Annotated in this window: 11 protein-coding genes; 4 read left to right on the plus strand and 7 right to left on the minus strand. The window is 72.3% G+C overall.

The window, feature by feature from the left end:
* The first annotated feature begins 54 nt into the window (after window positions 1-54).
* Entirely contained in the window at window positions 55-1,545 is a 1,491-nt protein-coding gene (locus OHN74_RS40130) for an aldehyde dehydrogenase (protein WP_327699481.1), read from the plus strand.
* The gene (locus tag OHN74_RS40135; RefSeq protein ID WP_327699483.1) at window positions 1,542-2,243 is read left to right on the plus strand and encodes a gamma-glutamyl-gamma-aminobutyrate hydrolase family protein; all 702 of its coding nucleotides are present in this window, start codon (window positions 1,542-1,544) and stop codon (window positions 2,241-2,243) included. The genes OHN74_RS40130 and OHN74_RS40135 overlap by 4 nt, the downstream gene beginning before the upstream one ends.
* 113 nt (window positions 2,244-2,356) lie before the next feature.
* Here OHN74_RS40135 and OHN74_RS40140 read toward each other — a convergent pair whose 3' ends face one another.
* The 4 genes from OHN74_RS40140 to OHN74_RS40155 form a co-directional block, all read right to left on the minus strand.
* Entirely contained in the window at window positions 2,357-4,057 is a 1,701-nt protein-coding gene (locus OHN74_RS40140; RefSeq protein ID WP_327699484.1) for an amidohydrolase, read from the minus strand.
* Window positions 4,058-4,169: 112 nt separating this feature from the next.
* Entirely contained in the window at window positions 4,170-5,150 is a 981-nt protein-coding gene (locus OHN74_RS40145; protein WP_327699485.1) for an ABC transporter permease, read from the minus strand.
* Window positions 5,147-6,778 (minus strand): sugar ABC transporter ATP-binding protein, encoded by a 1,632-nt coding sequence (locus OHN74_RS40150; protein ID WP_327699486.1) that lies wholly within the window; start codon window positions 6,776-6,778, stop codon window positions 5,147-5,149. The genes OHN74_RS40145 and OHN74_RS40150 overlap by 4 nt, the downstream gene beginning before the upstream one ends.
* A 9-nt stretch (window positions 6,779-6,787) precedes the next feature.
* Window positions 6,788-7,822 carry a sugar ABC transporter substrate-binding protein gene (locus OHN74_RS40155; protein ID WP_327699487.1) on the minus strand — a complete coding sequence of 345 codons (1,035 nt, stop codon included), beginning with the start codon at window positions 7,820-7,822 and terminating at the stop codon, window positions 6,788-6,790.
* Window positions 7,823-8,122: 300 nt separating this feature from the next.
* Between OHN74_RS40155 and OHN74_RS40160 the strand changes: the two genes are divergently transcribed.
* Window positions 8,123-9,205, plus strand: a complete 1,083-nt coding sequence (locus OHN74_RS40160) for a helix-turn-helix transcriptional regulator (RefSeq protein WP_327699488.1) — start codon at window positions 8,123-8,125, stop codon at window positions 9,203-9,205.
* A 94-nt stretch (window positions 9,206-9,299) separates the two neighbouring features.
* Window positions 9,300-9,983, plus strand: a complete 684-nt coding sequence (locus OHN74_RS40165; protein WP_327699489.1) for a peptidoglycan-binding domain-containing protein — start codon at window positions 9,300-9,302, stop codon at window positions 9,981-9,983.
* 36 nt (window positions 9,984-10,019) lie between these two features.
* On the opposite strand, the gene OHN74_RS40170 is transcribed toward OHN74_RS40165, so the two are convergent.
* The 3 genes from OHN74_RS40170 to OHN74_RS40180 all read right to left on the minus strand — a co-directional run bounded on the left by OHN74_RS40170 (window position 10,020) and on the right by OHN74_RS40180 (window position 13,446).
* Window positions 10,020-10,409 carry a hypothetical protein gene (locus OHN74_RS40170; protein WP_327699490.1) on the minus strand — a complete coding sequence of 130 codons (390 nt, stop codon included), beginning with the start codon at window positions 10,407-10,409 and terminating at the stop codon, window positions 10,020-10,022.
* A gap of 323 nt (window positions 10,410-10,732) precedes the next feature.
* A complete protein-coding gene (locus tag OHN74_RS40175; RefSeq protein WP_327699491.1) occupies window positions 10,733-11,656 on the minus strand; it encodes a MurR/RpiR family transcriptional regulator in 924 nt (307 codons plus the stop codon).
* A 47-nt stretch (window positions 11,657-11,703) separates the two neighbouring features.
* Window positions 11,704-13,446 (minus strand): phospholipid carrier-dependent glycosyltransferase, encoded by a 1,743-nt coding sequence (locus tag OHN74_RS40180; protein ID WP_327699492.1) that lies wholly within the window; start codon window positions 13,444-13,446, stop codon window positions 11,704-11,706.
* Between the last annotated feature and the right edge of the window lie 92 nt (window positions 13,447-13,538).

Here is a 13,538-nt window from a genome sequence, read left to right on the forward strand (position 1 = left end):
AGGCATTCACCCGTGTGTTCTCGCCCCCCTCACCCATCTGTTCTGGAGGCCCGAATGTCGCCTGTCACCCACGACGAGTGGCTCCGCCGAGCCAAGGCGCCCGTGGTGTACGGCGCACACCACATCGACGGCAGGGACGAGCCCGGCGGCGGTGCCACCTTCGCCGTCGTCTCGCCGCGCGACGGCCAGGTGCTGACCGAGGTCGCCGACGGCGGACCCGCCGAGGTGGACGCCGCCGTCGCCGCCGCCCGCCGGGCCTTCGACACCGGACCCTGGCCCCGCCTGGCGCCCGCCGAACGGGGCCGGGTGCTGCTGCGGCTCGCCGAACTCCTCGAAGAACAGCGCGAGTCGCTCGCCCTGACCGTGACCCTGGAGATGGGCAAACCGATCACGGACGCGCACGACATCGAACTGCGCGCCGCCATCAACACCTTCCGCTGGTACGGGCAGCTGGCCGACAAGCTCACCGACGAGTCCCCGCACACCGCACCCGACGCGCTCGCCCTCGTCACCCGTGAGGCTGCCGGAGTGGTCGGCGCGGTGGTCCCCTGGAACTTCCCGCTGACGCTGGCCGGCTGGAAGGTCGCCCCGGCACTCGCCGCCGGCTGCACGGTCGTCCTCAAGCCCTCGGAGAACTCCCCGCTGTCCGCCCTCGCCCTCGGCCGGCTCGGCACCGAGGCCGGTCTGCCGCCGGGCGTCCTCAACGTCGTCGCCGGAGACGGTCCCGGGGCCGGTCGGGCGCTCGGCCTGCACCCCGACGTCGACGTACTGGCGTTCACCGGATCCACCGCCGTCGGACGCCACTTCCTGCACTACGCGGCCGACTCCAACCTCAAGCGTGTCTGGCTGGAACTGGGCGGCAAGTCGCCCAACATCATCCTTCCCGACGCCCCCGACCTGGAGAAGGCCGCCGCCACCGCCGCCTGGGGCATCTTCTTCAACCAGGGCGAGATGTGCACCGCACCCTCACGGCTCCTGGTCCACTCCTCCGTCGCCGAGCAGGTCACCGAGGCCGTCGTCCGCCGGGCGCGCGAACTGCGCGTCGGAGACCCGCTCGACCCCGCCACGGAGATGGGCGCGCTGGTCGGGGAGGCCCACCTGGGCCGCGTACTCGACCACATCGGCGCGGGCACGCAGGAGGGCGCCCGCCTGCGCACCGGCGGCGCCCGCGTCCTGGAGGCCACGGGAGGCACCTACCTGGAGCCGACCGTCTTCGACCGGGTCGGCCCCGGCGCACGCCTGGCCCGCGAGGAGATCTTCGGCCCGGTCCTGTCCGTCCTCACCTTCGACGACGTGGACGAGGCGGTACGGCTGGCCAACGCCACCGAGTACGGCCTCGCCGCCGGCCTGTGGACCTCGAACCTCACCACCGCCCACCAGGTCTCGCGGGCCCTGAAGGCCGGCACGGTCTGGGTCAACTGCTATGAGGAAGGGGACCTGACCGTCCCCTTCGGCGGCATGAAGCAGTCCGGCAACGGCCGCGACAAGTCCGCGCACGCCCTGGAGAAGTACACGGAGCTCAAGACCACCTGGATCCAGCTGTGACGACGCGAACAAGGCCGCTCATCGCGATCCCGGCCCGCTTCGCCGCCTCCACGTCGGCACTGCGCTACGCCGCCGAGGTCAACGCCCGTGCCCTGATCGAGGCCGTCTGGCGGGCGGGCGGCGAACCGGTGAGCATCCATCCGGCCGACAGCGACGTGGCGGCCCGCCTCGCCCGCTTCGACGGTGTCCTGCTGCCCGGCGGCGGCGACCTCGCCCCACACCGCTACGGAGCCGCCGACACCCACGACACGGTGTACGACGTCGACGACCTCCAGGACGCCTTCGACCTCCAGGTCGCCCGCAGCGCCCTGGAGTCGGGCGTCCCGCTGCTCGCGATCTGCCGCGGCCTGCAGGTCGTCAACGTCGCTCTGGGCGGCACCCTGCACCAGGACATGGGCGGACCGGACCGCGAACACCGGCATGTCGTCCAACCGGTGACGATCCGTCAGGGCTCGTTGCTGGCACGAGTGGTCGGCGCCGAGAAGGCGGAGGTGTCCTGCTACCACCACCAGCGCGTCGACAGTCCGGGCACCGGCCTGGAAGTCACCGCGACAGCGGTGGACGGCACGATCGAGGCACTCGAACTCCCTGACGCCCGGGGCTGGTTCACGGCCGTCCAGTGGCACCCCGAGGACACCGCACACGAGAACCCGGCCCAACAGGCACTGTTCGACGCTCTGGTGGACGCGGCCCGGTAGTCGTCCTGCGGCGGCGAGCACAGGTGAGCCCCGCGCCCTGCAAGGGGCGCGGGGAACCGCGCGATCAACGCCCACCGACCGGCAGACGACGAACCGTCCGTCCAGCGGAGCGCTCAGCCCCGTTCGAAGACCACCCGCCCGTCGAACACCGTGAGATCCACCTCGACGTCGGTGATGTTGTGCGGGTCGATGCCCAGCAGCGGCCGGTCCAGCACGCACAGATCCGCCACCCTGCCCACCTCGACCGTGCCCTTCCAGTCGTCGGCGAAGTCCTGCCAGGCCGGGGTTGCCGTGTAGGCGCGCAGCGCCTCGGCGAGCGTCACACACTGCTCGGGTCCGCTGGGCCGGCCGCTGGCCTTCGACTCGCGCAGCAGCATCGCGGCCACCCCCTGCCGCCAGTCCGGCTTGGTGATCGGCGCGTCGGAGCTCGCGCACACCCGCACCCCGGCCTCGACCGCCGACCGCACCGGCCACTGGTACGCAGACCGCACGGATCCCACGACCTCGTCCATCAGATCGGAGATGGTCCACTTGATGGCGGGGTTCATGTTGACCCCGTACCCGTGCGCCGCCAGTTTCGCCAGGCTGTCCGCGCCGATGAAGTCACCGTGGATGACGTAGTGCCGGGCGTCGGCGCGGGGCGCGGCGGCCTCGGCGTCGACGAACGCGTCGACGACGGTGTCGATCGCCCGGTCACCCGTGACATGCACGCCGAGCTGGAAACCGGCCTCGTGCGCGACCCGGATCATCTCGCGCAGCTCGTCCACCTGGAGGTCGGGCGTGGTGCCGTGCACGCACAGCGCGCCGTGACCGCCCTCGGGATACGGGTCGTTCATCCAGGCCGTACGGTTCGGTGGCACCCCGTCGGCGAAGATCTTGACGCCGATGGCGTTGAGGAGCCGGGGATCGGCCGACTCCGGCCGGCGCAGCTCGGCCAGACCCTTGCGCACGTCGTCGGCGGAACCGCCCATGGGTGCGGGAAGCAGCAACACGCTGATCCGCGCGTCCAGTTCACCCTCCGCGGCCAGTTCGGCGTATGCCGTCCAGTTGTCGGTGCTCAGTCCGCCGAAGAAGGTCCCGGCACCACCGGGCCCGAGCCCCGGCTCGGTGTAACTGGTGATCCCGCGCGAGTGCAGCTCGCGGACCACCCCCTGGATGGCCAGGCGCCGCTCGGCGACGGTGGGGGAGGGGAGGCCGGCCTGCACGAGCCCCTGGGCGGCCTCGCGCAGGATGCCGGTGGGCTCCCCGTCCGGGCCGAGGTCGATGACGCCGCCGCCCGGCGCCGCACTGTCCGCGTCGATCCCGCACGCACGAAGCGCCGCGCTGTTGAGCCACACCATGTGCGAGGAGAAGTCGGTCAGACAGACCGGGTGGTCCGGCGCGACCGCGTCCAGGTCCGCGCGGTGCGGAAACCGCTGCGGATCGGCGAGACACTCCGCCAGATACCCGGGATCCCAGCCGAGCCCGACCACCCACTCACCGGTCCGCGCCTCCCGCACCGCGCGTTCGACGACCCCGGCGACATCGGCGATCGACCCGACCGTGGGATGGCCGACGTCGAGGGCGAAGGGCGGCTTCGTCATCCCGTATGCGGCCCCGTGCAGGTGCGAGTCGTTGATGCCCGGCAGGACGGTACGGCCGCCCAGCTCGACGACGCGGGTGTCCGGGCCGGCGAGGGCGCGTACCTCGGCGTCGGTCCCGACGGCGACGATGTCCCGGCCGCGCACGGCGACGCCTTCCGCCACGGTGAAGTCGCCGTCGACGGTGAGGACCTGACCTCCGGTCAGGATCAGGGTGGGAGCGGTGTCGCTCACGCGGAAACCTCTTTCATGGAGTTCACGGTGTTGATGGAGTTCACGGTGTTGATGGGGTTGTCGGGCCTGAGGGTGTTGACCGAGTTCACAGGCAACAGGTCGGCAGAGGGGCTCATCGGGCGGACCGGGGTGCGAAGTGGGCGAGCGCGGCGCCGGCCACCAGCGCGGTCCCCTGTGCCATCTGCTGCCAGAAGGTCGGCACGTCGAGCAGTGTCAGCCCGTTCTGCAGGCTGCCGAGGAACAGCACGCCGAGCAGCACCCCGAGGACCGACCCCGAGCCGCCGGTCAGCGCGACCCCGCCCAGCAGTACGGCGGTCAGGACCGTCAGCTCGAACCCGGCCCCCGAGGTCCCGGCGACCGCGCTGTCCAGCACGGACGCCTTGATCGCCCCGGCGAGCGCCGCGGCCACCCCGGTGACGACGAAGAGCGCGAAGGGTGTACGCCGGATGCTGATACCGGACAGATACGCGGCCTCCCGGTTGACGCCGATCGCGAAGACATGCCGCCCGGCCGGCGTGAGCGCCAGGAACAGGGCACCCGCGGCCAGCACGAGGGCGGCGATGACGACCGGTGCCGCGATCCCGGCGATGCGTGACCCGCCCAGCCAGGCGAACCCGGCGCCGAACCCGCTGAGCGGCAACGGGAAGAGCTGCTGTGCGAACCCGCGTACGGCGGTCAGCATGCCCAGCGTCACGATGAACGCCGACAGCCCGAAGTAGCAGCACAGCACCCCGTTCACCGCACCGACCGCGGCCCCGGCGGCGAGCCCGCCCAGCACGGCCACGACCGGCGACTGCCCCTGCCCGGCCAGCCAGCCGGCGACCAGTCCGCCCAGGGCGAGCGTCGAACCGACGGACAGATCGAGATAGCCGCTGATCACCAGCAGCGCGAGGGGCACGGCGACGATGGCGAGGGTGGCCGCGTCGGTGGCGATCCCGCGCAGGTTGGCCGGGTCGAGGAAACTCCCTGTCGACACCTGGAACACCAGCACCATCACGGCCAGCACCAGGATCAGCGGATGCCGTCGCACGGTGCCGAGACCGCCCGCGGCGAGGGCGCGCGGGCGCACGAGGACGGAGTCGGCGGTGGTCATACTGCTCCTTCGGCGGGGACGGACTGCTGCTGGTGTGCGGGTGGAGCGTCGGAGGCGTCGTGCACGGCCGACAACAGGGCCTCCTCCGTGAGTCCGGCGCCGGACAGCTCACCGACGATCCGGCCGCCGGCGACGACAAGACACCGGTCGGCGAGCTCGACGATCTCCTCCGGGTCGCTGGACGCGAACAGCACGGCGGTGCCCCGGTCGTCGGCGAGGGAGCGCACGACCCGGTAGATCTCCTGCCGGGCGCCCACGTCGACGCCCTGGGTCGGCTCGTCGAGGAGCAGTGCGCGGATGTCCCGCGTGTCGTTGATCCACCGGCCGAGGACCAGCTTCTGCTGGTTGCCGCCGGAGAACGACGCCGCGGGCAGCCGGGGTTGTGCCGGACGCAGGCCCACCGCCCCGGCCAGCGACTCGAACATCCGCCGCTCGGCGCCGAGTGCCCGTACGCCGTACCGCGCCAGTGGGCGCACCGCCGGAAGCAGCGCGTTGTCCCGCGCGCTGAGCGTCGGGAACAGTCCCTGTCGGCGCCGGTCCGCCGGTACCAGGGCGATCCCGGCGGCCAGCGCGTCGCCGGGCCGGGCGGCCCTGACGGTACGGTCACCGACCCGCACGGTGCCGCCGGACGCGCGGCGCCTGCCGTACAGGGTCTCCAGGATGCGTGTCCGACCGGAACCGATGAGTCCGTACAGCCCGACGCGTTCACCGCTGCCCACGGTGAGGGTGACGGGCCCGAAGCCGGGGCCGCGCAGGCCCTCCAGGACCAGTCCGCCGGAGGAGGAGCCCACACCCCGCGCCGCTGGACCGGCGGGGGAGGCCGTGGCACGGGGTGTGGTGTCGGTGCGGGAACCGTGTCCGGAGGTCGAGGGGCCGGTCCGCCGATCCCCTGCAGGCGCGTCGGCCGGTCGTCCGGCGATGGCGGCGACCAGGTCCCGCCGGCGCTGTCCGGCGCCCACCGCGTGATGGGCGACCCGGCCGTCCCGCAGCACGGTGACCGCGTCCGCGAGTCGTTCCACCTCCGCCAGCAGATGCGTGACGTAGACGATGGCCAGCCCCTGGGTGCGCAGGTCCTCGACCCGCTCGGCCAGGGCGTCGCTCTCGGCGGTGGACAGCGCGGCGGTCGGCTCGTCCAGGACCAGCACCGACGCGCTGCGGCTGAGCGCCTTGGCGATCTCCACCAACTGGCGCTGTCCCATGGGGAGTTCACCCACCCGGTCGCGTGGTGAGCAGCTCGCCGCCACGCGTTCCAGGAGTCCGGCGGCGACCTGCTCCTGGGCGCGGCGGTCGATCCGGCCGTACCGTGTCCACTCCTGGCCGAGGAAGATGTTCTCGGAGACGGTGAGCGCGTCGACCACGCTCAGCGTCTGGAAGATGATCGCCACCCCCGCCGCGATCGACTCGCGCGGGCTCAGCCGCTCGTACGCCCGCCCGCCGACCTCGATCGTGCCCGCGTCCGGCGGGTATGCCCCGCCCAGGCACTTGATGAGCGTGGACTTGCCGGCGCCGTTGTGCCCGAGGAGGGCGTGGACCTGTCCCATCGGCACGGTCAGGTCCACGCCGTCCAGGGCCCGGACCCCGCCGAAGGACTTGGTCAGTCCGCGGATCCGGAGACTCACCTCCGTCATGACGGTCCCCTAGCCGTTCTGGGCGAGCAGAGCGTCGATCTTCGCCGTGTCCCGGGGGCCGACGAGCGCGATCGGTACCTCCACGCCCGGGTTCGCCTTCCCCGCGGCGACCGCGAGCGGGACGTCCACGATGGCGTTCGCGATGTCCTGCGGGGCGAGGGCGGCGGAGGCCCGATAGAAGGTGCCCTGCTTGATCGCGAGGAGCGAGGGGGCGGCGCCGTCCTGCCCGCCGACGAACGTCTTCGCGTCGTCCTTCGCCCGTCCCGTCTGCTCCAGCGCCTTGTACCCGCCGTACGCCGCCGCGTCCGTGACCCCGAGCACCAGGTTGAGGTCGGGGTGCTTGGCCAGGATGGCCTTGGTCTTCGTCAGGCCCGTGTCCGGGTCGATGGCCTGCTCCTGGGCGACCACGTCGACGCCCGGCGCGAGTTTGGTGAAGGCGTCGACCATGCCCTTGGTGCGTTCGCGGCCAAGTTCGATCGTGGCGTCGGTGAGGAAGGCGATCTTGCCCTTGCCGCCCAGGTTCTCCAGCGCCCACTTGGCCGCCGCCTCGCCGAGCAGGGCGCCGCCCTCCCGGAAGCTGAACCGGATGTCGGCGCTCTGGTTCTCCAGCGTGCCGCCGTACGTCACCCAGATCAGGCCCGCGTCCAGTGCGGCCTTGGCGATCGCCTCGGTGGCCTCGAACACCATGGGGAACGACACGATCGCGGGCGTCTTGCGGGCGACCCAGGTGTTGAGATTGGTGGCCTGGGTGTCGGGGCTGCTGCCGTCGCTGGTCGTCAGCAGGGTGACCCCGTGCTTCTTCGCGGCGGCCGTGGAGAGCTTCACCAGCGTTGCGTAGAGCGGGAGTTGGGTGAACGGATAGTCCAGGCCGATCTTCGTCAGCGGGTCACCGGACCCCTTGCCGTCGGCGGCCTTCTGCCCCGACGACGCCGCGCTGCTGCCGGGTGCCGAACAGCCGGCGGCGGCGAGGGCGAGGGCCGCGCAGGACCAGGCGAGGAACTGTCTGCGCGAGGCCGCGTAGTCGGCGAACGGGGATGTGGTCATGGCGGTGCTCTCCCAGGGGGACGTGCCCGGCGGGGGCGGGCTGCGAAGGGTGCGACAAGGCGCTGCTGACGCCGCCGGTCAGGAGAACCGGCTGTGCCGAACAGAAAAGACCCCCGCGCCCCACCGCACCATCCGTACAAATACCGACCCCGTCCCGGCCGTGATCCACCCCGGTGGTCCGGCGGGAGCGATCCGGTCACGTCGGGGCGAACGTCTTGCCCGGCACGGGTCGCGGCCCTAGCGTTAGGGGCCAAACGACTTTGCTGCTGGATGACTCCCGGGCAGCTCCCGGAGGCGCGCATGCTCAGCCACCACCAGATCGCGGCGGCCACCCGCATCGGCATGCTCACGCGCGAGCGCGACACCGTGTCGGCGTGCGCCCAGGCCCTGGAGGAACTCGGCCGTGCCCTGCCCCTCGACGTGGCGACGCTACTGTCCATCGACCCGCTGACCGGTGAGCACGTCCAGGTTGCCGGCATCGGCTACACCGCCGAGAACTCGCAGGCGATGGCCGCCGAGTTCGTCGACACCCCCTGGTACCGCAACGTCGTCCGCCAGGACGTGCCGCCCTCCATCTCCGAGGACGCCGACGACCCCGGCCAGCGCTTCCGCCACGGCTGGTTCTACGCCGAGCGGGTCCGCCCGGCCGGCCTGCGCGACGCCATGACCGGAGCGCTCCGCCACGACGGACGCCTCGTCGGCCTGATCAACCTCTCCACCCGCGACGCGGACGCCTACGACACCGAGGCCCGGCTCCTCCTCGCCTCCGTCATCCCCGCGCTCGGAGCGCTCGTCGACCCGACGGCACACACCGGCGACCTCCACGGACTGCCGGCCGAGGGCGCGGCGAGCCTCGTCGCCGAGGGCGGCAGCGTCGATCTGCCGGGGCGGGAACGCGCCCGGGTGGCGGCGGACGAGGAGTTCCGTCCCCTGCTGCGCGCCTTCGCCGGGACGGGCGGCCGGCGGCTGCGGCTGCTGTGGCCGCTCGACGGCACCTGGTACCGCGTCTCCCTGCACCGGCACACCACGGCCCCGGGTCTGACCGGCCCGGCGGAGGCGGTACTGGTCCACGAGACACCGACCGAACTGCCGTACGGGCTCAGCCCGCGCGAGCTGGAAGTGCTCACGCGGGCCGCCACCGGGCAGACCAACCAGGCCATCGCACAGGCACTGTTCCTGTCCCCGCGGACCGTGCACAGCCACATCGAACACCTGCTCCGCAAGACCGGCGCCGCCTCTCGCGCCGAGGCCACCGCCCTCGCGGTCCGCGACGGCCTGCTGCGCCCGGCCCCGGACCACCTGGACCACTTCGTCGAGCGGAGCGACCCGAGCCAGGGCAGTACGGGACGTCCGACTTCCGGCAACCTCCGCCCGCCGCACTGAACTTGGCGGCCCCTGACCGCGTATCACTTCACGGAGCCGACGGCATCGCCGTGCGCGCCCCGTGTGGAGTCCGTACGCAGGGAAGGGGAACAGAGTGTCGACACCGCCCGCATCGGGCCGGCCGGGAGGCCGCCGACCCCTGGAGCCGACGCGCGTGGTGCGCCGTCGCCGCACCGAGGCACTGGCGCAGCTCATGCGGGAGCACCAGGACGCGATGTCCGGAATCCCGGAGGGCTACGAGTCCGTGCCCCTGCCCCGGCCCGCGCCCAGGCCGGCTCCCGGCGCCGAGGACACGACTCAGGAGTTGCCCCCCGTGTCCCGCCGACGGCGTGCCGTACGGACGGAACGGACCGGCAGGGGCTTCGGGTTCGGCCCGAACCTGCGCCGCGCCGCTGTCGTGGTCGCCGTCGGCGCGGCGGCCCTGGTCGGCTTCGGATCGGCTCTGCTGCTCCCGGGCCGCGCCGAGGGCGAGGAGGTCCGGCCGGCGCCCTCGGTCGCCCCGACCGCCGCCCCCACTCCGTCGGCTCCTGTCGCGGCCGACCCGGACGGCCCCGGCACCCTGCGCGAGGGGGACAGCGGCCCCGAGGTGACCGACCTGCAGGAACGTCTGCTGCGCATCCCGGACGTCTACACCCACGGTGCCAGGAGCGGCAGTTACGACACCGCCCTCACCGAGGCCGTGGCCCGCTTCCAGCTCTGGTACGGCATTCGCGGTGACGAGACGGGGGTCTACGGCGACGACACCCGCAAGGATCTGGAGTCCCGTACGGTGTCGTGAACGCACCGGTGACGGGAGGCCGACCGGACGGCGGGCTCAGCGGGCGGCGTGGGTGTCGACCAGGGCCTGGGTGATCGCGCGGATGCTGCGCGCGATGTGCTGGAGCTGGAGCACCTCGGCGGCGTACATCTTGATCGTGTGCTCGATGACCGACTCGCTCAGGCCGAGGCCTGGAAGGTCCGCGCGGGCCGTCTGGAGGGCGGTGCGGGCCACGCGGATCTCGTGCTGGACCTGGATGTGCGCGTGGCGGGCCAGCAGGACGGGGTGGCGGATGAGCGTGGGGTAGGCCGCGTAGCGCGTCGGCACCAGCTCGCGGAGCCACTTGACCGCCGAGCGCTCCCAGTCGTAGCTGCCGGGGATCTTGACCTGACAGGGCCAGTCCGGGCTGATCCGCGTGGTCATCGTGGACGTCATGGGCATGGTCATCGCTTCCGGGAGTGCGGCGTCGACGTGGTGGTGCGACGGTTTTCAGCGGCCCCGGCCCAGGGGATGGCCGGGGCCGCAACGGGCGTTCGCGCAGGCGACACCCGTCCGGACACCCGCGGCGCCGACGCGGGTAGGAGACGGCGGCAGCGGGTGCGCAGGGGTGGAACGTGTCCCGGAGTCCCACCGGGACGCGATCCGTGAGCAGTATTTATATATGCCGTCCGCTTTGCAAGAAGTATGAAAAAATTCATGCACAAAACGGGATGAACGCCCATACGGGCATACAGGCGGCGCAGTCGGTGAAGGCGGTGCAGACAGTGGGGTCAGTCCCGGAGAAAGAACTGGTGCAGGTCGGCGCTCTGCTCGTACTCCTCCAGGCGCCCCTGTGTCCGCTCCGGATCGGCGTCCGTCATGGCCTGGAGCAGCGCCGCCGACAGCACCACGGGCCCGGCGTACGAGTCGAACACCAGCCGTGAGCCCGTACCGGTGGCGAAGGCGATGTCGGCCTCGTCGGCCAGCGGACCGAGGGCCAGGTCGGTGATCAGGGCCACCCGCAGCCCGGCCCGCCGGGCGACCCGCACCGCGGTGAGCGTCTCCTGCGCGTGCCGGGGCATCGAGAAGGCCAGCACCCAGGTGCCCCCGGCCTCCCGCGACTGGAGGAGCGCGTCGTAGGCGACACTGCCGCCCTGGGTCACCAGCCGGACATCGGGGTGGATACGGCGGGCGGCGTAGGCGAAGTACTCGGCCAGTGAACCGGAGATGCGCAGGCCGAGCACGGTCAGCGGAGCCGAGCGCGACAGGCTCCGGCCGACCTCGATCACCCGGTCGGGGTCGGCGAAGTCCCGCCGCAGGTTCTCCAGGTTGGCGATCTCGGCGTCCACGGCCGCCTGGAGTTCGTTGCTGCGGTTCTCCTCCGCCGTGCCCGGCGCGCTCGCGAGAGTGCTGAGCGCGATGCCCTGGAGCTTCTCGCGCAGCGCGGGGTAGCCACTGAAGCCGACTGCCGCCGCGAACCGGGTCACCGACGGCTGGCTCACGCCCACCCGGTCCGCCAGGTCCGTGATCGACAGGAACGCGGCCTCGGTGATGTGCTCGATCAGATACTGCGCGATGCGCCGCTGCCCGGGGGAGAGCCGGGGCCCGTCGAACAACTCCCGCAGCCGGGAGGACGGCGCCGCTTCCACCTCCGGGGCCGTCTTCCCCGAGGTGATCGCGGACGCCTGGGCGCGTGCCTGCTGCGGCGATGGCACCGATGTGCCTCGTTCGTCTCCCACAGCGACTCAACATAGCTCACCGTTCACCTGCGGAAGATCGTGATCGAGTGGCCGACCTCGTCGACCTCGTGGCTGCTGTGGATCAGTCGCGCCAGCCGCCCCCGAGCCTTGGCGACCGACGAGTCCGACACCACCAGCAGCCCGCGCACCTTCCGTTCGGGCCGGCTGCGCGGATCGGAGGCGTGGATCCCGTAGTACGACGGCACGCCGCTGCCCTTGTAGACCAGCCAGACCCGCTGCCCGGCGTACCGGTCCCGCAACCGGTCCGCGAGCCGTCCCAGGTCCTGGCCCCAGTCGACGTTGGAGTCGTGCAGCCGCTCGTGCGTCCTCGCGGTTCCGCCGAACGCCTCGTTGGAGTACGGCAGATAGAACGGGAACGTCCGCAGTGAGCTGACCGCCACGAAAGCCAGCAGCCCCGCCGCGACGAGGGGCACCCACCGTCGCCGCAGCGCGAGCGCACCGACCGCGGCCACCGCTCCGAACATCGGCACGAAGATGGCGTACCGCACCCCGAAGTTCCGTTCCCCCTCCATGGCGGCGGCCAGCAGTACGGCCGTCGGAAGCAGCAAGTAGGGTGCCACCGGCCGGAGTTGATGGGACGTCACCAACGCGACCGTCCCCGCTGCCCACAGCGCCAGCATGCCCAGCGGTGTCTTCACCAGGAGCGCGGCCGGCAGGTAGTACCAGAGGGAACCCGAGTAGTGCCGCCCGAAGAGGAAGCCCTCCCAGTGCGCGTTCTCCAGACCGAACTGCATCCGCATCCCGTCGCGATACGCCTCCGGGAAGGGGAGCAGACCGGCCAGCTGCCCCCGCAGCCCGTGCACCACCGGTACCTCACCGGGGGACGGCGTCCAGCGCAGCCGGGGATCGACGACGAGATACGACGCCCATACGACAGCCACCGCGACCAGCGCCACCATGGCCGCGCCCGCAACGGCCCGCCCGAGCAGTCTCCGTCGTGCTCCCGGAGTCGTCGTGCGCCGGGCCCGCCACACCGACAGCCCGGCCAGCACAAGCAGCACGGGGACGGCGGCGAGGGTGTTCATCTTGGTGGCAACGGCAGCCCCGAGCGCCGCTCCGGCGAGCGGCAGACACAGCCGGGGCCGCAGCCGCGCCCGCCACAGCAGCCACACCGACGTCAGCGTGAACCCGGCCGCCGGTACGTCGAGCGTGGCCAGCGAGCCGTGCGCGACGACGTCCGGCGAGAACGCGTACAGGGCGAGTGCGCCCAATCCGCTCGCCGCACCGGCGAGTTCACGGCCGAAGGCGAACACCACCAGCCCGAAGAGCAGCGTCAGAACGATCACCGGCAGACGCGCCCACAGCATCAGCCGCCAGGGGTCGTTGCCGGACTCGTAGAGCAGATGACGGCCCACGTGGCCCTGGTCGCCGTCGTGGCGCCGGTCGAAGTGCGGATCGGCCGCGGCCACCCCGGCGGCGATGATCAGCTTGCCCAGCGGCGGGTGCTCGGGGTTGAGGCGCAGACTGTGCTCGTGGAGATAGACGGCCGCCGTGCCGACGTACACGGGCTCGTCGATGGTGGGTGTCTGCTCGACCGCCGCGGTGATCATCGCCACGGCCATCTGGAGGAGCAGGGCGGCCACGGCGAGCGGGACCAGCAGGCGCCGGTGGCGTCTCGGACGGGCGAACAGCCGCGCGTGTAAGGCCGGGGCCGTCGGCGCGGCGGGAGCGGCACCGGGGAGGACGTCCTCCGAAGCCTCGGGGGACGTCCTGGGGTCGAGAACCGTGTGCCGGTCGCGCGTCATCGTCCGCCCCGCGGCGAAGCCGACCGCGCGGCGGCGGGAGTGATCCGGAGCCGGGCCATGGCCCTACTCTCGCATCAGCTCCCGCCCCGCAG

The sequence above is a fragment of the Streptomyces sp. NBC_00459 genome (assembly GCF_036013955.1).
Taxonomy (GTDB): domain Bacteria; phylum Actinomycetota; class Actinomycetes; order Streptomycetales; family Streptomycetaceae; genus Streptomyces.

What these genes read in the sequence shown, in the direction of transcription:
- OHN74_RS40130 (WP_327699481.1), top strand. Translation starts at nt 55, where the DNA reads ATGTCGCCTGTCACCCACGACGAGTGGCTCCGCCGAGCCAAGGCGCCC.
- OHN74_RS40145 (WP_327699485.1), bottom strand. Translation starts at nt 5,150, where the DNA reads ATGACCACCGCCGACTCCGTCCTCGTGCGCCCGCGCGCCCTCGCCGCG.
- OHN74_RS40150 (WP_327699486.1), bottom strand. Translation starts at nt 6,778, where the DNA reads ATGACGGAGGTGAGTCTCCGGATCCGCGGACTGACCAAGTCCTTCGGC.
- OHN74_RS40155 (WP_327699487.1), bottom strand. Translation starts at nt 7,822, where the DNA reads ATGACCACATCCCCGTTCGCCGACTACGCGGCCTCGCGCAGACAGTTC.
- OHN74_RS40160 (WP_327699488.1), top strand. Translation starts at nt 8,123, where the DNA reads ATGCTCAGCCACCACCAGATCGCGGCGGCCACCCGCATCGGCATGCTC.
- OHN74_RS40170 (WP_327699490.1), bottom strand. Translation starts at nt 10,409, where the DNA reads ATGACCATGCCCATGACGTCCACGATGACCACGCGGATCAGCCCGGAC.
- OHN74_RS40180 (WP_327699492.1), bottom strand. Translation starts at nt 13,446, where the DNA reads ATGACGCGCGACCGGCACACGGTTCTCGACCCCAGGACGTCCCCCGAG.